17 protein-coding genes are annotated in these 17,935 nt (G+C 68.1%); 8 read left to right on the top strand and 9 right to left on the bottom strand.

Annotation, left to right across the window (positions count from 1 at the left end):
- Position 1: 1 nt before the first annotated feature.
- Entirely contained in the window at positions 2-1,009 is a 1,008-nt protein-coding gene (locus OO71_RS22840) for an adenylate/guanylate cyclase domain-containing protein (RefSeq protein ID WP_051791976.1), read from the top strand.
- A 13-nt stretch (positions 1,010-1,022) separates the two neighbouring features.
- On the opposite strand, the gene paaE is transcribed toward OO71_RS22840, so the two are convergent.
- The 6 genes from paaE to paaZ are packed head-to-tail and all read right to left on the bottom strand — an operon-like array spanning position 1,023 to position 6,697.
- Positions 1,023-2,099 carry a 1,2-phenylacetyl-CoA epoxidase subunit PaaE gene (gene paaE, locus OO71_RS22835; RefSeq protein WP_033291907.1) on the bottom strand — a complete coding sequence of 359 codons (1,077 nt, stop codon included), beginning with the start codon at positions 2,097-2,099 and terminating at the stop codon, positions 1,023-1,025.
- A complete protein-coding gene (gene paaD, locus OO71_RS22830; protein WP_033291906.1) occupies positions 2,099-2,590 on the bottom strand; it encodes a 1,2-phenylacetyl-CoA epoxidase subunit PaaD in 492 nt (163 codons plus the stop codon). The genes paaE and paaD overlap by 1 nt, the downstream gene beginning before the upstream one ends.
- Positions 2,584-3,441 (bottom strand): 1,2-phenylacetyl-CoA epoxidase subunit PaaC, encoded by an 858-nt coding sequence (paaC, locus tag OO71_RS22825; protein ID WP_033291905.1) that lies wholly within the window; start codon positions 3,439-3,441, stop codon positions 2,584-2,586. The genes paaD and paaC overlap by 7 nt, the downstream gene beginning before the upstream one ends.
- 9 nt (positions 3,442-3,450) lie before the next feature.
- The gene (gene paaB / locus OO71_RS22820) at positions 3,451-3,735 is read right to left on the bottom strand and encodes a 1,2-phenylacetyl-CoA epoxidase subunit PaaB (RefSeq protein ID WP_033291904.1); all 285 of its coding nucleotides are present in this window, start codon (positions 3,733-3,735) and stop codon (positions 3,451-3,453) included.
- A complete protein-coding gene (gene paaA, locus OO71_RS22815) occupies positions 3,732-4,673 on the bottom strand; it encodes a 1,2-phenylacetyl-CoA epoxidase subunit PaaA (RefSeq protein ID WP_033291903.1) in 942 nt (313 codons plus the stop codon). Before paaA ends, paaB begins: the two co-directional genes overlap by 4 nt.
- Complete coding sequence (paaZ, locus tag OO71_RS22810) at positions 4,670-6,697, bottom strand: phenylacetic acid degradation bifunctional protein PaaZ (RefSeq protein ID WP_033291902.1); 2,028 nt, start codon at positions 6,695-6,697, stop codon at positions 4,670-4,672. Before paaZ ends, paaA begins: the two co-directional genes overlap by 4 nt.
- 198 nt (positions 6,698-6,895) lie before the next feature.
- On the opposite strand from paaZ, the gene paaI reads away from it, so the two are divergent.
- From paaI to OO71_RS22795, 3 genes are read left to right on the top strand one after another with little or no spacing between them, the layout of a single operon-like run.
- Positions 6,896-7,291, top strand: a complete 396-nt coding sequence (gene paaI / locus OO71_RS22805) for a hydroxyphenylacetyl-CoA thioesterase PaaI (RefSeq protein WP_033292009.1) — start codon at positions 6,896-6,898, stop codon at positions 7,289-7,291.
- Positions 7,288-8,577: a phenylacetate--CoA ligase PaaK gene (paaK, locus tag OO71_RS22800; protein ID WP_211260590.1), complete on the top strand. Its 1,290-nt coding sequence runs from the start codon at positions 7,288-7,290 to the stop codon at positions 8,575-8,577. Before paaI ends, paaK begins: the two co-directional genes overlap by 4 nt.
- Positions 8,574-9,167, top strand: a complete 594-nt coding sequence (locus tag OO71_RS22795; RefSeq protein ID WP_033291901.1) for a TetR/AcrR family transcriptional regulator — start codon at positions 8,574-8,576, stop codon at positions 9,165-9,167. Before paaK ends, OO71_RS22795 begins: the two co-directional genes overlap by 4 nt.
- 353 nt (positions 9,168-9,520) lie before the next feature.
- On the opposite strand, the gene OO71_RS22790 is transcribed toward OO71_RS22795, so the two are convergent.
- Positions 9,521-9,799, bottom strand: coding sequence for a hypothetical protein (locus tag OO71_RS22790; RefSeq protein ID WP_033291900.1), 279 nt, complete (start codon positions 9,797-9,799; stop codon positions 9,521-9,523).
- Between the two features lie 161 nt (positions 9,800-9,960).
- Between OO71_RS22790 and OO71_RS22785 the strand changes: the two genes are divergently transcribed.
- Positions 9,961-10,566 carry a TetR/AcrR family transcriptional regulator gene (locus tag OO71_RS22785; protein WP_033292007.1) on the top strand — a complete coding sequence of 202 codons (606 nt, stop codon included), beginning with the start codon at positions 9,961-9,963 and terminating at the stop codon, positions 10,564-10,566.
- On the opposite strand, the gene OO71_RS22780 is transcribed toward OO71_RS22785, so the two are convergent.
- Entirely contained in the window at positions 10,544-11,179 is a 636-nt protein-coding gene (locus OO71_RS22780) for a S1 family peptidase (protein ID WP_033291899.1), read from the bottom strand. The genes OO71_RS22785 and OO71_RS22780 overlap by 23 nt on opposite strands.
- Before the next feature lie 166 nt (positions 11,180-11,345).
- Here OO71_RS22780 and OO71_RS22775 point away from each other — a divergent pair, with 166 nt between their 5' ends.
- Together OO71_RS22775 and OO71_RS22770 are read left to right on the top strand one after the other, a co-directional pair.
- Entirely contained in the window at positions 11,346-12,437 is a 1,092-nt protein-coding gene (locus OO71_RS22775; protein WP_033291898.1) for a winged helix DNA-binding domain-containing protein, read from the top strand.
- Positions 12,438-12,446: 9 nt separating this feature from the next.
- A complete protein-coding gene (locus OO71_RS22770; RefSeq protein WP_033291897.1) occupies positions 12,447-13,916 on the top strand; it encodes a flavin-containing monooxygenase in 1,470 nt (489 codons plus the stop codon).
- On the opposite strand, the gene OO71_RS22765 is transcribed toward OO71_RS22770, so the two are convergent.
- On the bottom strand, positions 13,913-15,385 hold the full coding sequence (locus tag OO71_RS22765; RefSeq protein ID WP_033291896.1) for a chitinase: 1,473 nt from the start codon (positions 15,383-15,385) through the stop codon (positions 13,913-13,915). The two genes, OO71_RS22770 and OO71_RS22765, sit on opposite strands and share 4 nt — an antisense overlap.
- 126 nt (positions 15,386-15,511) lie before the next feature.
- On the opposite strand from OO71_RS22765, the gene OO71_RS22760 reads away from it, so the two are divergent.
- Positions 15,512-17,902 carry a Tex family protein gene (locus OO71_RS22760; protein ID WP_169776559.1) on the top strand — a complete coding sequence of 797 codons (2,391 nt, stop codon included), beginning with the start codon at positions 15,512-15,514 and terminating at the stop codon, positions 17,900-17,902.
- The last annotated feature ends 33 nt before the right edge of the window (positions 17,903-17,935 follow it).

The raw sequence follows: 17,935 nt of genomic DNA, 5'->3' as shown, positions 1-17,935 counted from the left end.
CGTGCCCGAATCCTCCCGCGACCTGCAGCAGCGGCTCGAACGCGCGCTGCTCGGCGGGCCCCGCCGCTACACCCGGTTCGACGTGGCCGACCGCGCCGGCGTACCCGAGGAGCGCTCGCGGCGGCTGTGGCGCGCGCTCGGGTTCGCCACCGTCGAGGACGACGAGGTCGTGTTCACCGACGCGGACGTCGAGGCCATGCGCATTGCCGACGGCCTCGTCAGCTCCGGGCTCGTGGCACCCGGTCTCGAGGTCGCTGTGACGCGTGCGCTCGGCCAGCATCTGTCGCGGCTGGCCGAGTGGCAGGTGCACATGCTGTGGCAGCTGATCACGGAGAACCCGGAGCTGGCCCGTAGCGACCGGCAGGTCACCCGGCTTGTCGAGCGGTTGCTGCCGGAGCTGGAGCGGGTGCAGAACTATGTGTGGCGGAGGCATCTCGCCGCTTATGCCGGCCGGGCGTTTGCGAGTCCCGACGAGGATTTGGAGACTCGGGCGCAGGTCGTCGGGTTCGTGGACATGGTCGGGTACACGCGGCTGACCCGGGAGGTCGACGAGGACGTCTTGAGTCAGGTCCTCGACGGGTTCGAGTCGCTTGCCACCGAGGTGATCGCCGAGCATCACGGGCGGGTGGTGAAGATGATCGGGGACGAGGTGTTCTTCGTCGCGGACTCGCCTGCGGATGGGGCGGAGATTGCGCTGACGCTGGCGGAGCGGGCCGGGGAGGAGTTGCCTCCGGTGCGGGCGGGACTGGCGTTCGGGCGGGTGTTGTCCCGGTTCGGGGATGTCTACGGGTCGGTGGTGAATCTCGCTGCGCGGCTTACGTCTGTTGCGAGGCCGGGGACGGTGCTGGTGGATCGGGCGCTGGCGGTGGAGTTGGAATCCTTGCCGCAGTTCGAGGTTCGGGCGCGGCGCGCGGTTTCGGTGCGGGGGTACAGCCGGTTGCGGCCGTCGGCGGTGCGGCGGGCTTCCGGGGAAGGTGAGACACCGCGGCGCCGGGGGCGTCATCGGTAAGAGGCGTGGGTGGCTAGGCGTCGAAGTCTACTGTTACCCGTTCCGAAACCGGATGGGATTGACAGGTCAGGACGAAGCCTGCGTCCACTTCGGACTTTTCCAAGGCGAAGTTGCGGCGCATGTCTACCTTGCCTTCGGTTACTTTCGCGCGGCAGGTGCCGCAGACGCCGCCCTTGCAGGCGAACGGTAGGTCTGGGCGGAAGCGTTGTGCGCCGTCCAGCACTGAGGATTCCCTCGGAAGATTCATGGTTGTCGAGCGGCTGTCCAGGATCAGCGTGACCTCTGACGACGCGCCTGCTACTGCTGGGTCTACATGCTTTACCGGTTCTGGCGGTACATCGTCCACATAGAACAGTTCTTGGTGGACGTGCGAAGCGGGAACGCCCAGTGCCGACAGCAGTTCTTGCGCGGTGGTGACCATGGCGAAGGGGCCGCACAGCCAGAAGTGGTCTACTTCGTCCACTGGGACAAGGGAATCGAACAGAGCGCGTAGCTTGTCTGCGTCCAGGCGGCCGGTGAACAGCTCGGCCTCGCGTGGTTCGCGCGACAGTACGTGTATCAGTTCCAGCCTTGCTGGGTAACGGTCTTTCAGGTCGGCCAGCTCGTCGGCGAACATTACCGTGTCGGTTCGGCGGTTTCCATAAAGAACGGTGACCGTCGCGTTGGGAGTGGCCAGCAGCGAAGCCGCGATCGACAGTACTGGCGTGATTCCTGAACCTGCGGCGATCAGGACGTGGTGGCCACCTGCGGCGAGGTCCGGGGTAAACGAACCAGTGGGGGCGGAGACTTCTACGGTATCGCCGGGGCGGACTTCGTTGACCAGCCACGTGGAGAAGATGCCGTCTGGGACGAGGCGTACGCCTACGCGGGGTTTTTCGCCCACCGCAGCGCAAATCGAGTAGGAACGACGCTCGTCACGGCCGTCTACCACCCGGCGTAAGGTTAGTGATTGGCCGGGGGCGAAGGCATACACCGTGTCCAGTTCGGACGGTACGTCGAAGGTGACGGCCACGGCGTCGTCGCAGAGTCGTTCTACGTCGGCCACTTGCAGCGGGTGGAACCCGGTGCGGCGGGAAACGGTGGCAGTCACTAGATCTCCTTGACGTGTTCGAACGGCTCCAGGCAGGAGCGGCAGCGTCGCAACGCCTTGCACGCGGTCGCGCTGAATCGGGACTGTTCTTCAGTGTCGAGGGAACCGCAGTGCGGGCAGGCGACTCGGCTCGCGGGTGGGCCCAGGGTGAGCGGGATCGGCCCGGCTGCCCGCCGCGGCGCGGAACCCGGGGGCGCGATTCCGGCTTCGGCCAGTTTGCGGCGGCCGGTTTCGCTGATCCAGTCCGACGTCCATGCCGGTTCCAGCACTGTGCGGATGTCAATTTCGACATACCCGGCGTCGCGCAGTGCGTGCTCCAGGTCGTCGCGCATGGTGTCCATGGCCGGGCAGCCGGTGTACGTGGGGGTGATCGCCACGGTTACCCGTCCATCCTCTTCGGACACTTCGCGCAGTACACCCAGATCCGCGAGCGTCAGCATGGGCAGCTCGGGATCGGTGACGGTCGAAGCCACTGCGGCGGCGGTCACCAGGTCGCTCCGGGCATCGCGCGGGCCACACTCTGCAATTCCGCCAGCAGGAAGCCCATCTGTTCAGTGTGGACACCGTCGCGGCCGGTCCGGCCGGAAACTCCAGCGATAGCACCGGTTTCCGGGCGGTCCAAAGTGGCCGCGGCAAGCGCCTGGTCCACCACTGCATCGAACTCCGGCCGCAAAGAAGCAGCATCGGCCAGTTCGGACGGATGCGTGGTGAACAATTCCTCCACGTACGGCCACACCGCGGTGAGACCCTCGGCCATCCGCTCGTGCGACAGCGGCGTGCCGTCGCCAAGGCGGACCAGCCACTGGGCAGCGTAATCGCGATGGTAGGCCAATTCCTTCACGCCCTTGGCCGCGATCGCCGCCAGTACCGGGTCCACACTGGACTCCAGCTGCTGGAACAACGCCAGCCGCCAGGTCGAAAACACGAACAGCTGCGCGATGAGGTGACCGAAGTGCGCACTGCCGAGTTCGGCCAGCCGGACGTTGCGGAACTCGTTTTCCGCGCGCAGGAAAGCCAACGTGTCCTCGGAGCGATCGGTGCCGTCGGCCTTGCCCGCCCGCGCGAGCAGCAACCGGGCCTGACCCAGCAGGTCGAGGCCGATGTTCGCGATCGCGACCTCGTCCTCCAGCTCGGGAGCGTTGGTGCACCATTCCTGCAGCCGGTGGGAGAAGATCAGCGCGTCGTCGCCGAGCATGAGGCAGTACGCGGCCAGCTGCGCACCGTCCACTCCGGACGGTACCGAGGTGTCCACTCCGGACAGCGGGTCGGCGAACCCGGTGCCGAACGCCCAGCGCGCGTCGTTGTCCTCGGTGATGGCTTCGTAGACGTTGTCAAAAGACATCCCAAGACCTCACATGTGGGGAACGTTGTCGGGGATGTCGTAGAACGTCGGGTGCCGGTACACCTTGTCGCCGCTGGGCGCGAAGAACGGATCCTTCTCGTCCGGCGACGAAGCAGTGATGTCCGACGCGCGCACGACCCAGATCGACACACCTTCGTTGCGGCGCGTGTACAGATCGCGCGCGTGGTGCAGCGCCATCTCGTTGTCCGCCGCGTGCAGCGAGCCCACGTGGACGTGGTTCAGACCGCGCTTCCCGCGCACGAATACCTCGTACAGCGGCCAGTCGTGCTTCATGCCGCAACCTCCTTCTTCACCGCGTGCGCCATCGCCGCCTCGCGTACCCAGGCGCCGTCGTCATGCGCACGCCGCCGGTGGGCGATCCGGTCCGCGTTGCACGGACCGTTGCCCTTCAGCACGTTCTTGAACTCGTCCCAGTCGACCGCGCCGAAGTCGTAGTGCTCCCGCGACGCGTTCCAGCGCAGCTCCGGGTCCGGGAACGTCACGCCGAGCGCCTCGGCCTGCGGCACCGACATGTCGACAAACCGCTGCCGCAGCTCGTCGTTGGTGTGCCGCTTGACCTTCCACGCCATCGACTGCGCGGTGTTCGGCGAATCCGCATCCGGCGGGCCGAACATCATCAGCGACGGCCACCACCAGCGGTTCACCGCCTCCTGCACCATCTGTTGCTGCTGCTCAGTGCCGCGCATCATGGTCATCAGCAGCTCGTAGCCCTGCCGCTGGTGGAAGGACTCTTCCTTGCAGATCCGGATCATCGCCCGCGCGTACGGCCCGTACGACGACCGGCACAGCGGCACCTGGTTGCAGATCGCCGCACCGTCCACCAGCCAGCCGATGACGCCGACGTCAGCGAAGGTCAGCGTCGGGTAGTTGAAGATCGACGAGTACTTCTGCTTGCCGGTGATGAGCTTGTCGGTGAGGTCCGCCCGGTCCGCGCCGAGCGTGGCCGCCGCGGAGTACAGGTACAGCCCGTGCCCGGCTTCGTCCTGCACCTTCGCGAGCAGGATCGCCTTACGCCGCAACGAAGGCGCGCGGGTGATCCAGTTGCCCTCGGGCTGCATGCCGATGATCTCCGAATGCGCGTGCTGCGCGATCTGGCGGATCATCGTCTTGCGGTAGCCCTCGGGTACCCAGTCACGCGGTTCGACGCGCTGGTCTCGTTCGATGGTGTGCTCGAAGTGGGCTTCGAGGTCAGGTTCGGCTACAGCGGTCACGGCTGCTCCTTCGCGACGAGAGTGAGCACGTCGTACTTGGCGACGGACTCGCCGTCCTGGTTGGTGACGTCGGCGTCCCAGCGGACCTCGCCGTACTCCTGGTCGATCCGCGGCGTGATCTGCTTGGCCGTCAACGTGACAGTGAGTGCGTCGTCGGCCTTCACCGGCGTGAGGAAGCGCAGGTTTTCGAGGCCGTAGTTGGCGAGCACCGGGCCCGGCTCGGGCGACACGAACAGGCCCGCGGCGAACGACAGGACCAGGTAGCCGTGCGCCACGATGCCGCCGAACAGCGGGTTCGCCGCCGCAGCTGCCTCGTCGGTGTGCGCGTAGAAGGTGTCACCGGTGAACTCGGCGAAGTGGTCGATGTCTGCGCGCGTGACCGTACGCGGACCGGCCACCACAGTGTCACCGACGCGCAGCTCCGCCAGCGACTTGCGGAACGGGTGTTCGCCTTCGATCTGCGGACCGCCACCGACCCACCGGCCGGTGACAGCGCCGAGCACCTTCGGGCTGCCCTGTACGGCCGTGCGCTGCATGTGGTGCAGCACGCCGCGGATACCGCCCATCTCCTCGCCACCGCCCGCACGACCGGGACCGCCGTGCACAAGCTGCGGCATCGGCGAACCGTGTCCGGTGGACTCCTTCGCGTCGTCGGTATCCAGCACCAGCAGCCGTCCGTGGTACGGCGCGACGCCCAGCGCGACCTGGCGCGCGAACTCCGGGTCACCCGTCACGATCGAGCCCGCCAGGCTGCCTCCGCCGCGCGCGGCCAGCTCGATGACCTGCTCGATCGACGTGTACGGCATGAGCGTGGACACCGGCCCGAACGCCTCGACCTCGTGCGGCTCCGCCCGCTCCGGGTCGGCCTTCAGCAGCACCGGCGAGATGAACGCGCCGGTGGCCTCGTCGCCGTCCACGACGTCGACGTGCTCCGGGTCGCCGAAGACGATTCTGCCCGCGTCGAGCAGGGCTTTCAGCGACCGGCGTACTTCCTCGCGCTGCTCCAGGCTGGCCAGCGCACCCATCCGGACGCCTTCCGAACCAGGGTTGCCGACCGTGACCTTGGCGAGCCGGGCACTGGCCGCTGCAGCGACGTCGTCCAGCATCTCGGCGGGTACGAACGCCCGCCGGATCGCGGTGCACTTCTGGCCCGCCTTCACCGTCATCTCGGTGACCAGCTGCTTGACGAACAGGTCGAACTCCGGCGTCGACGGGCGCGCGTCCGGGGCGAGGATCGAGCAGTTCAGCGAGTCGGCCTCGGCGTTGAACCGCACGGAGTTCCGCACGATCGCCGGGTGCGCGCGCAGCTTCTGCGCGGTGGACGCCGAACCGGTGAACGAGACGAGATCCTGCGCCGTGACGTGGTCGAGCAGGTCGCCGACACTGCCCGCGATGAACTGCACCGCACCCTCGGGCAGGATGCCGGACTCGACGATCAGCTCCACCAGCCGCGCGGTGAGGTACGCGGTCTGGCTGGCCGGTTTGATCAGGCTCGGCACCCCGGCGAGGAACGCGGGCGCGAACTTCTCCAGCGGACCCCACACCGGGAAGTTGAAAGCGTTGATCTGGATGGCGACGCCGTGCAGCGGAGTGGCGATGTGCTGCGCGACGAACGTGCCGCCGCGGCTCAGCGGCTCCACCGCACCGTCGACGTACACGGTGTCGTTCGGCAGTTCGCGCTTGCCCTTCGAGGCGTAGCTGAACAGCACGCCGATGCCGCCGTCGATGTCAAACTTCGAATCACCCAGCGTGGCACCGGTTTTCGCGGACAGCGCGTACAGCTCTTCGCGGTGCTCGCGCAGGTGCGAGGCAAGCGCCTTCAGCAGCGCGGACCGCTGGTGGAAGGTCAGCTTGCGCAGCGCCGGACCACCGACGCGACGGCCGTAGTCGAGCGCGCCGGCGAAGTCGAGCCCCGCCGACGAGATCCGGGCGACCTCCTCCCCCGTGGCCGCGTCGTGCAGTGGGGCGCCGTCGCCGGACGCCGTGTGCCATTCCCCGGAGACGAAGCTGCGGAGCAGAACCATGCCGACCCTCTCGCCGAATAACCTACCGGACGTTCAGTAATTCGCAGGATAGCCGGTCTCGCCGCTGATCGGAAGCCCCCTCTGCTTGACACCGCCTCGGGAGCGGCCTTTACTTGGCGCAGCCGAGATAACCGGCCGTTCGGTCAGTAAGTGACACTCCGGAGGGATCCGCGCGTGACCCGTAACGCCGCGCACACCATGTTCGACGCCGACCAGGCGTCCCGCGCGCTCGGCATCGAGCTCGTCGAAGCAGGCGACGGCCGCGCGGTGGCCACCATGAAGGTCACCGAGACGATGGTCAACGGCCACGACATCGCCCACGGCGGGTACGTGTTCCTACTGGCCGACACCACTTTCGCGCTGGCCTGCAACACGCATGGGCCGGTCACCGTCGCCGCAGGTGCGGAGATCAACTTCGTCGCGGCCGGGAAGCTCGGCGACCAACTCGTCGCGACTGCCGCCGAACGCACCCGTTTCGGCCGCAACGGCATCTACGACGTCACGGTGCACCGGGAGACCCCCGAAGGCGCCGAGGTCGTCGCCGAATTCCGCGGCCGCAGCCGCGTCATCGAGAAGACCCGGGAAGCACAGTGATTGCCGAGACCGTAGACCTCGCCGAGAACCTGAGCGCCGACGAGCTGGCCGCGCTCCAGCTGGAACGCCTGCAGTGGACGCTGCGGCACGCGTACACGAACGTCCCGGTGTACCGGAAGAAGTTCGACGAGGCAGGCGTGCACCCGGACGACTGCCGCGAGTTGAGTGACCTCGCCAAGTTCCCCTTCACCACCAAGGCCGACCTGCGCGACAGCTACCCGTTCGGCATGTTCGCCGTGCCGCAGGACCAGGTCCGCCGCGTACATGCGTCGAGCGGTACCACCGGCAAGCCGACCGTCGTCGGGTACACCGAGGACGACCTCGACGTGTGGGCGAACGTCGTGGCGCGCTCGATTCACGCGGCAGGCGGGCGACCCGGGCACAAAGTGCACGTGGCATATGGGTACGGCCTGTTCACCGGCGGTCTCGGCGCGCACTACGGCGCGGAAAAGCTCGGCTGCACGGTGATTCCCGCGTCCGGCGGCATGACCGCCCGGCAGGTACAGCTGATCACCGACTTCAAGCCGGAGATCATCATGATCACCCCGTCGTACATGCTCACGCTGCTCGACGAGTTCGAGCGCCAGGGCGTGGACCCGCGGGCCAGCTCGCTGAAGGTCGGCATTTTCGGCGCGGAGCCGTGGACCGAGCAGATGCGTACCGAGATCGAAGACCGGTTCGCCATCGACGCGGTCGACATCTACGGCCTGTCCGAGGTGATGGGTCCCGGGGTGGCGCAGGAATGCGTGGAGACCAAGGACGGCCTGCACATCTGGGAAGACCACTTCTACCCCGAGGTGATCGACCCGTTCACCGAAGAGGTGCAGCCCGCGGGCTCGTCCGGGGAACTGCTGTTCACGTCGCTGACCAAGCAGGCGCTGCCGATCATCCGCTACCGCACCCGCGACCTCACCCGCCTGCTGCCCGGCACCGCCCGTCCGGCGTTCCGGCGGATGGAAAAGGTGACCGGCCGCAGCGACGACCTGATCATCCTGCGCGGGGTCAACGTGTTCCCGACACAGATCGAGGAAATCGTGCTGCGGACGCCGTCGCTGAGCCCGCATTTCCAGCTGGTGCGGTCCACACGTGGCCGGCTGGACCACCTGACGGTGCGCGTGGAAGCCCGCCCGGACGCAACGGCAGACGCCCGCGCCACGGCGGCATCGGCGGTGGCAGCCGGGGTGAAGGACGGCGTCGGGGTGAGTGTGTCGGTGGAGGTCGTGGACCCGGACACGCTGGAACGCTCGGTCGGCAAAATGCGCCGGGTAGTGGACGAACGCGCGTGACGACGGCCCCGGCCCGGCGCGGTCGTCCCGGCTACGACCTGGAGTCGCTGCTGCAGGTCGCGGTGAAGCTGTTCAACGACCGCGGCTACGACGGAACCAGCATGGAGGACCTGTCCCGCAAGCTGGGCATCACGAAGTCGGCGATCTACCACCACGTACCGAGCAAGGAAGAACTCCTGCGGCTGGCCGTGGACCGCGCACTGGACGGGTTGTTCGAGGTCGCCGCGGAAACGGAAGCCCTGGACGGCCGCGCCATCGACCGCTTGGAACACCTGGTCCGAGGCAGTGTTGTGGTATTGGCCGACCGGTTGCCCTTCGTGACGCTGCTCCTTCGGGTACGCGGCAACACGAAAGCCGAACGAGCCGCGCTCGCCCGCCGCCGCGAGTTCGACCTGTTGGTGACAGACCTGGTGAAACAAGCAGAAACCGAAGGCGACGTCCGCCCGGACATCGACCCGGCCATCACCGCCCGGTTGCTGTTCGGCACCGTGAACTCACTGATCGAGTGGTACCGCCCCCGCCGCGGCTCACCCCCGGACGAACTGGCAGACGCAGTCTGCAAAATGGCCTTCGACGGCCTGCGCGCCTGACCGCCTGACCCCCGAAGTCCGTGAAGGGAACCTTCACGGACTCAGATTCCCTCATGGTTCCCTTCACAGCCCTACATTCCGTGAAGGCCACCATCACGGACTCAGATTCCCTCAAGGTTCCCTTCACAGCCCCACATTCCGTGAAGGGAACCTTCACGGATTTCCCCCCACCACCCACCCCGCCGCAGCCGACGCACCCGGCGAGACCGGGCACCCAGACCCTGCCCTGCACCCCGATACGAAGCCAAAAACACGGGCGGAGGGTGGTTGTCAAGGCATCTTTCCCGCCTTGACAACCACCCTCCGCCCGTAGTCACAATTCCGGCTTCGGGGTGCCCCCACCGCAACGATCCTCAATCCCCGGACTGCCACAGCAACGCGACCCGCAACTGCTCGATCAGCACCTCGTCATCCTCCTCGCTCGGATCCGCCCCCAGCGGAATCCACCGCTCCCCCACCAGTGCCCCGCGGTCGTAACTGCTGATCAGAATCCCCGGATAAGACACCGTAAGCGCATCGCCGCCCAGGCATGCGGTCGTGCACCGCCGGTCGTCCATCCGGACGTGGCGGTGTTGCAGCCGCACACCGACCCAGCGGCCGGGTGGCTGCAGGTCGTGGTCCGTGCCGTTCATCGTGCTCCTGCTCGCCCCAGTCCCCCGCTGGTGGGGTCGCGCAGGGGGCCGGGGAAGTTACCGGTGAGTTGTTCCGGTTGCGTAACGGCATCCGGCCACCGCGGCAGCCGGTGGTCGACAACTTGTTGACAACGACCTCGTTCCGCCGCAAGGCTGGCCGGATGGAGGGCGGACCGCGGCGAAGGCTGGACCCTGCCGCGCGCCGGGCCGAGATCCTCGCCGCGGCCCGGCGGTGTTTCGGCGCGGGCAGCTACGCGACAGTGTCCACTTCGGACATCGCGGTGGCCGCGGGCGTCGCTCGGCCGCTGATCAACCACTATTTCGGCGGCAAGCGCGAGCTGTACCTGGAAGTGGTACGGCAGATGATGATCGTGCCCGCACCGGTGGTCGAGGCACTGCCGGACGGCCCGGTGCGGTTGCGCCTGGAGATCGGCATCGACCGCTGGATCGACGTCGTCGAACGCCACCGCGCCGCGTGGCTCACTGTGATCGAGGCAGCGCACGACGCGGACGTCGAGCGGATCATGCTGGAGGCAGACGAAATCGCCGTCGACCGGGTACTGGCCGCGGCGCTGCTCCCCGAGCAGGGACACCCCCAGCTGCGCGCCATGATCCGCGCATACGGCGGAATGCTGCGCGCTGCCTCACGGGAATGGCTCGTCCGCGGTACCCTGGAACGCACCGAACTACGCACCTTTCTCGTCGAATCCCTCGTGCAGCTCCTGGAAGTCACGTACCCGGCCGTCAAACGCCGGCCGTCTCCCTGATCCACGCCCGGCTGCTCGCCACGTTGCTCTCCGTCGACGTGTCCTCCGCGCTGCCGAAGTGCACGCCCACCTGGAGGCCGTCGACGAACACCGGCGCGCCGGAATCACCCGGCTGCGGCAGGCCGTCGCCGCGTTTGGCGTGGATCAGTCCGGAGTTCGCCGAGGTGATGGTCAGCGAAGCGACCTTGAGCCGGGTCTGCAGCTTGCCGGATTCGTCGTAGCCCCAGCCGTACACCTGCTCGGTCGCGCCCACTTTCGGACTCTCGCCGAGCTTGGCGTAGCAGGTCCGGACCGGCCGGTCCAGCTGCAGGAGGACGATGTCGTCGCCGGTCGGGGCGGCCGCCGCGCGGACGACCTTCGCCGGGATTCCCCTGGGGTGCTCGGCATTGCCCACCCGGACGCTCAGCACGGCGTCGGCCGCGACGCAATGCTTTGCGGTGAGCACCCACGTGGGTGCGATGATCGACCCCGAGCACGCCTGTTCCCCGTTGCTTTCCACCATCGCCGCCCACGGCGCGTCCTCGACGGGATGCCCGCCGACGATCGCGGACGCCGCCGGTGCGGTGGCGATTACTCCGGCCAGAACAAGAACTCCGATGATCACTCGTCGCATGCCCGGATGGTGGCCGGGTCCGCCGCGCGGGGCGAGAAACCTTCGAGGATTTTGCGCACTTGGTCGCGGGATTGTGCCTCTAGATGGTCCACAGTGGACAACGGTGGACAACAGCGGGCAACGGTCGAGGACGGAAACTGTCCGGGTCGCCGGTTACCCTCACCGGGTGCAGCTTTCCCATCGCGTTCTCAACCGGGCGACCCTCGAGCGGCAGCTCCTCCTCCGACGCGCCAAAATGCCTGTCCTCGACGCTGTCGCGCACCTGGCCGGGCTGCAGGCGCAGGCGCCGTTTCCGCCGTACTACGCGCTGTGGTGCCGTCTGCAGGGATTCCGGCCGGACGATCTGTCGCGGCTGCTGCTCGACCGCAGCGTGGTGCGGATGGTGCTCATGCGCGGCACGGTGCATCTCGTCCCCGCCGCCGACGCGCTCGCCTGGCGGCCGCTGGTCCAGACGGTGATGGACCGCGCCGTCACGGCCAACAACGACCATCGCGAGCCGTTGTCGAAAATCGACCACGACGCGGTGTCGAAAACGGTGCGCGAGCTGCTGCGGGAACGCCCGTATTCCAGCGATCAGCTGGGCAAAACACTGGCCGAGCATTATCCGGGCACCCCGGCGGCGTCGCTGATGTTCCTGGCCCGCGCCGCGCTGCCGCTCGTGCAGATCCCGCCGCGCGGGGTGTGGGGCAAGGCCGGGCAGCCGACGTACCAGGTCGCCGACCACTGGCTCGACGGCGTGTCCGTCGCCGATCCGTCCGCGGCCGGGCTCGTGTGCCGGTACCTCGCCGCGTTTGGCCCGGCGACCGTCGCGGACATGCAGACCTGGGCGGGCGTCACGAAGCTGTCCGAGGTGGTGGAGAAGATGGACCTGCGCACGTACCGCGACCCGAACGGCCGCACGCTGTACGACCTGCCCGAGGCGACCGTGCCGGACGAGGACACGCCCGCGCCGCCCCGCCTGCTGGGCCCGTTCGACCAGACCCTGCTGTCCTACGCCGACCGCACGCGCGTGATCTCCGACAACCATCGCAAGCGGGTCATCACGCAGAACGGCCTGGTCAAGGGCACGCTGCTGGTCGGCGGTCAGGTCAAGGGGCTCTGGGAGACCACCTCGGCCCGCGGGTCGGCAACGCTGGTCATGACGCCGTTCGAGCGGCTGCCGAAGCGGGACGCGGCTGCGCTGGAAAGCGCCGGACGGCGGCTGCTGACCTGGTCCGATCCCGGTTTGACCCACGACGTACGCCTCGTGAGTGGGTAGCGTCAGGCCATGGATACGTCGGGGAGCACGCCTTCGGTGCTGATCGTCGGCACCGGGTTCGGCGGCATCGGCACCGCGATCGAGCTGAAGCGCGCCGGGTTCCACCAGGTCACGCTCCTGGAGCGGGCGCACGAGCCGGGCGGCGTGTGGCGCGAGAACACGTACCCGGGCGCGGCCTGCGACATCCCGTCACCGCTGTACTCGTTCTCCTTCGAGCCCAACCCGTTCTGGCCCAAGCGGTACGCGATGCAGCCGGACATCCACGCGTATCTCAAGCGGGTGATTTCGAAGTACGGCATCGAGCCGCACATCCGGTACGGCCGCGAGGTCACGTCCGCGACATTCGACCATGGCCGTTGGCGGGTCGAGACCGCGCAGGGCGAAACGTTCGAGGCAGACGTCTTCGTCCCGGCCGTCGGCCAGATGTCGCGGCCCGCGTTGCCTGCGATCCCGGGCCGGGAAAGCTTTGCCGGGGCGGCTTTCCACTCCGCCGAGTGGGACCATGACATCCCGCTGGCCGGCAAGCGGATCGCCGTGATCGGCACCGGCGCGAGCGCGATCCAGTTCGTGCCGGAGATCCGCAAGACAGCCGCGCACGTCACGGTTTTCCAGCGCACGGCGCCGTACATCATGGCCAAGCACGACGGCCGGTACGCGACCTGGCAGAAGCTGCTCTTCCAGCGTCTGCCCGCGACCCAGCTGTTCGGCCGGGCCCGCATCTTCCTGCTCGCCGAATACGCGACCTACGCGATGACGCGACATCCATTGCTGGCCAAGGGATTCGAACTGCGCACCGCCCAGCTGCGCCGCCGCCACCTGAAGGACCGGAAGCTGCGCCACCGGGTCAAGCCGCACTATCCCTTGGGCTGCAAGCGAATTCTCTTCACCAACGACTACCTCCCCGCGCTGGCGGAGCCGAACGTCAGCGTCGAATCTGACAGGATCGACGAGATCACCCCACGCGGCGTGCGGACCGCGGACGGCGTGGAACACGAGGCCGACGTGCTGATCTACGGCACCGGCTTCAAAGCGACCGAATTCCTCGGCCCGATCAAGGTGCTCGGCCGCGAGGGCCGGTCGCTCGCCGAGACCTGGCGCGGCGGCGCGCGGGCGTACCTTGGCATGGCGATCCCGGGATTCCCGAACCTGTTCTGCGTGTACGGCCCCAACACCAACCTCGGCGCGGGCTCCATCATCTACATGATCGAACGGCAGGCACGCTACGTCCGCCAGGCCGTCGAGCAGCTTGCGCGGCCGGGAGTGTCGTCGCTGGAAGTGCGCCAGGAGGTCGAGGAGCGTTACGACCGCGAGGTGCAGACGCGGCTCGGGCACAGCGTGTGGAGCGCCTGCACCAGCTGGTACCGGCAGGCCGACGGCCGGGTGAGCACCAACTGGCCCGGGCTGGTCACCGAATACGACCGCCGGACCAGGGTGCTCGACCCGGCCGACTACCTCCTGCGTGCTCAAGGCCGTGCTTAGGGCAGAGTCGCCAGCCCGGCGCTCACCGTGTTGGCGAAGCCGTACCCGTTCGACGCATCCCAGTTGATCGACCAGGTCATCGCGCCCCGCAGGTCCGGATAGGTGGCCGAGGGCTTGAACGAGCTGCAGCCCGTCCCCTTGGCCAGGCAGTTCATCGCCGACACGACGTTAGACGGCGCCTGGTACCCGCCGCCTGCCGCCGAGCCCGAGGACGGCAGCCCGAGCGCGACCTGGTCCGCGCGCAGCCCGCCCTGCAGCTGGATGCACGCGAGTGCCGTCAGGAAGTCGACCGTGCTCTGTGCGTAGACCTTGCCGTCGCAGCCGAGCATCGTGCCCGAGTTGTAGTACTGCATGTTGACGACGGTGAGGATGTCCTTGACGTTCGACGCCAGCTGGAAATAACCGCCCTGCGTGGACTGCATGTCGATGGTCTGCGGCGCCATCGTGATCACCGAGCCGCCGCCGTCGTGGATGCTGCGCAGCGCCTGTCCCATGTACGTGGGGTTGACGCCGTTCTCGAGGTCGATGTCGACGCCGTCGAAGCCGTACGTGGAGATCAGCGATTTGACCGAGTTGGCGAAGCTGGTCGCCGAGTTCCCGTCGTTCACGCTGATGGTGCCGTTCTGGCCGCCGACGGAAATGATCACCTTCTGGCCGCGGGCCTGCACGGTCTTGATGTCGGCGCGGAACTGCGCGTCGGTGTAGCCGCCGAGCTTCGAGGACAGGCCCGGGTCCAGGGTGAAGTTCACCGCGCCGGGCGTGCCGGTGGCGTCGGCGAAGGCGACCGCGATGACGTTGTACGTCGTCGGCACGTCAGCCAGCTTCAGCACCTTCGCGCCGTTGTCGAAGTTCTGCCAGTACCCGGTGAGCACGTGCTTCGGCAGGCTCTTGGTGGGTGGCGGGCTGGTCGTGGTGGTGGGGGTCGTCGGAGTCGTGGGCGTGGTGGACGTCGTCGGCGGCGGGGTGCCGGGGCCGACGAGGTTCACGTCGTCGGCGAGGTAGGCCGGCTGCGCGTACCAGCCGTGCAGGTACACGGTGAGGCTGGTGGACGCGCCGGTGGTGAACGTGAGGCTCAGCTGCTGCCAGCCGGTGCCGCCGGGCGTCCAGGTGCTCTGCTCGGCGGAACCGGAAACGCCCAGGTAGACGTAGCTGCCCTGGACCCACGCGGACAGCCGGTACGTGGTGTTGGCCTGCACGCTCACCTGCTGTGAACACTGGCCGGTGTCGGACGACGACGGTGCGGCGCTGAGCGCGTGACTGCCGTCGTGGGCCTGGGTGGAGACGACCGACGCGGTGCCGGTGCAGGTCCAGCCGCCGAGCGAGCCGCTTTCGAAGCCGGGGTTGGCGAGGATGTTGGCGGCCGCGGCACTGCCGGAGCCGAGGGCGAACGTGACGCCGAGCGCGAGTGCGACGGTGGTCAATAGCGAAAAGAACGCAGGCTTGCGCCGGGGGGACCGATCTGGGGACACGGGCGTACCTCCACGATGAGAGTGAGCCAGATCACCTCAAAATGGACTAGACCAATACGGATGTCAAGGAACTTCCGGAGGTGCTTCGGCGGGCCATCCGCAGCGCGCCGGGGCGGCAGCGGCACAATGCACGCTCGGGAGCAAGCCGAGACGAGCAGGAGCCTGGTAGTGAGCGTGGAGTCGGTCGAGCAGCGGATCGCCGGAGAACTGGGGGTCCGCGAAGGGCAGGTCAAGGCCGCCGTCACCCTCCTCGACGAGGGGTCGACGGTGCCGTTCATCGCCCGGTACCGCAAGGAAGTCACCGGGATGCTCGACGACGCGCAGCTGCGCACCCTCGAGGAACGGCTGCGTTACCTGCGGGAACTGGACGAGCGCCGGGTCGCGGTGCTCGATTCCATCCGGAGCCAGGGCAAGCTGGACGAGGCGCTGGAGGCGCAGATCCTCGCCGCGGACACGAAGTCGCGGCTGGAGGACATCTACCTGCCGTACAAGCCGAAGCGGCGGACCAAGGCGCAGATCGCCCGTGAGGCGGGGCTGGAGCCGCTGGCCGACGGCCTGATGAGCGACCCGTCCACCGACCCGCAGGCGGCCGCCGCGGTGTTCGTCGACGCGGACAAGGGCGTCGCCGACGCGCAGGCCGCCCTCGACGGCGCCCGCTCGATCCTGGTCGAGCGGTTCGCCGAGGACGCCGACCTGATCGGCGAGCTGCGCGAGAAGATGTGGACCGAGGGGCACCTCGCGTCGAAGGTCCGCGCCGGCAAGGAGACCGACGGCGCCAAGTTCTCCGACTACTTCGACTTCTCCGAGCCCTATACGAAGCTCCCCTCGCACCGGATCCTCGCCATGCTGCGCGGCGAGAAGGAAGAAATCCTGGACCTGTCGATGGAGGCCGCCGAGCCCTCCGACGAACCGCAGGTCGGCCCGACCGAGTACGAACAGCGCATTGCCGCGCGGTTCGGCGTCTCGCAGCAGGGCCGTCCGGCGGACAAGTGGCTCGGCGACACCGTGCGCTGGGCGTGGCGCACGAAGATCCTCCTGCACCTGGGCATCGACCTGCGGATGCGGTTGCGCCAGTCGGCCGAGGACGACGCCGTGCGCGTGTTCGCCGCGAACCTGCGCGACCTGCTGCTGGCCGCCCCCGCCGGCACGCGCGCGACGATGGGTCTCGACCCGGGTTTCCGCACCGGCGTGAAGGTGGCCGTGGTGGACGCGACCGGCAAGGTCGTCGACACGCACGTGATCTACCCGCACCAGCCCGCGAACAAGTGGGACCAGTCGATTGCCGAGCTGGCCGCGCTGTCGGCGAAACACCAGGTCGACCTGATTTCGATCGGCAACGGCACCGCGTCGCGGGAGACCGACAAGCTGGCGCAGGAACTGATCAAGAAGCACCCGGAGCTCAAGCTCACCAAGGCGGTGGTGTCGGAGGCGGGTGCGTCGGTGTACTCGGCGTCGGCGTTCGCCTCGCAGGAACTGCCGGGCATGGACGTGTCGCTGCGCGGCGCGGTCTCGATCGCGCGACGGCTGCAGGACCCGCTGGCGGAGCTGGTGAAGATCGACCCGAAGTCGATCGGGGTCGGGCAGTACCAGCACGACCTGTCGGAGGTGTCGCTGTCGCGTTCGCTGGACGCGGTGGTGGAGGACTGCGTGAACGCGGTCGGCGTGGACGTGAACACCGCATCGGCGCCACTGCTGACGCGGGTTTCGGGGATCACGACGTCCCTGGCGGAGAACATCGTGGCGCACCGCGACGGCAACGGGCCATTCCGTAGCCGCACGGCACTCAAGGACGTCGCGCGGCTGGGTCCGAAGGCATTCGAGCAGTGCGCGGGCTTCCTGCGCATCCCGGACGGCGACGACCCGCTCGACGCGTCCAGCGTGCACCCCGAGGCGTACCCGGTGGTGCGGCGGATCCTCGACCACACCGGCGCCGGAATCCGCGAACTGATCGGCAACGCCCGCACACTGCAGGCACTGAAGCCGACCCAGTTCGTCGACGACACCTTCGGTCTCCCGACGGTCACCGACATCCTGTCGGAACTGGAAAAACCGGGCCGCGACCCGCGTCCGGCATTCAAGACGGCAACGTTCGCCGAGGGGGTCGACAAGATCTCGGATCTCAAGCCGGGCATGCGCCTGGAGGGCGTGGTGACGAACGTGGCCGCCTTCGGCGCGTTCATCGACGTCGGCGTCCACCAGGACGGCCTGGCCCACGTGTCGGCGCTGTCGAAGAACTTCGTGAAGGACCCGCGCGACGTCGTGAAGCCGGGAGACATCGTGAAGGTGAAGGTCCTGGACGTCGACGTGCCCCGGAAGCGGATCTCCCTCACGCTCCGTCTGGACGACGAGCCGGGCGCGGGCAACCGCGGCGGTGGACGGGACCGGGACCGTGCGCAAGGCGGCGGGCAGCGGCGGAACCCGCAGCAGCAGCAACAACGCGGTGGTGGCGGCCGTCGCGACTCCGGCGGTAGCGGCTCCATGGCCGACGCTCTTCGGCGGGCAGGGTTCGGGAAGTAGCGACCCCAATGTGGCATTGGGTGCATCCCACGC

The sequence above is a fragment of the Amycolatopsis jejuensis genome, from assembly GCF_000717335.1.
In the GTDB taxonomy this organism is placed as follows: Bacteria; Actinomycetota; Actinomycetes; order Mycobacteriales; family Pseudonocardiaceae; genus Amycolatopsis; species Amycolatopsis jejuensis.
Note: the sequence above shows the minus strand (reverse complement) of the source record. Positions and strands in the feature narration are given on the sequence as shown.

Excerpts from the sequence above, each read along its gene's own strand:
- OO71_RS22770 (WP_033291897.1), top strand. The coding sequence starts at position 12,447 with ATGGATACGTCGGGGAGCACGCCTTCGGTGCTGATCGTCGGCACCGGG.
- OO71_RS22790 (WP_033291900.1), bottom strand. The coding sequence starts at position 9,799 with ATGAACGGCACGGACCACGACCTGCAGCCACCCGGCCGCTGGGTCGGT.
- OO71_RS22785 (WP_033292007.1), top strand. The coding sequence starts at position 9,961 with ATGGAGGGCGGACCGCGGCGAAGGCTGGACCCTGCCGCGCGCCGGGCC.
- paaI (WP_033292009.1), top strand. The coding sequence starts at position 6,896 with ATGTTCGACGCCGACCAGGCGTCCCGCGCGCTCGGCATCGAGCTCGTC.
- paaC (WP_033291905.1), bottom strand. The coding sequence starts at position 3,441 with ATGTCTTTTGACAACGTCTACGAAGCCATCACCGAGGACAACGACGCG.
- paaB (WP_033291904.1), bottom strand. The coding sequence starts at position 3,735 with ATGAAGCACGACTGGCCGCTGTACGAGGTATTCGTGCGCGGGAAGCGC.
- paaZ (WP_033291902.1), bottom strand. The coding sequence starts at position 6,697 with ATGGTTCTGCTCCGCAGCTTCGTCTCCGGGGAATGGCACACGGCGTCC.
- OO71_RS22760 (WP_169776559.1), top strand. The coding sequence starts at position 15,512 with ATGCACGCTCGGGAGCAAGCCGAGACGAGCAGGAGCCTGGTAGTGAGC.
- OO71_RS22780 (WP_033291899.1), bottom strand. The coding sequence starts at position 11,179 with ATGCGACGAGTGATCATCGGAGTTCTTGTTCTGGCCGGAGTAATCGCC.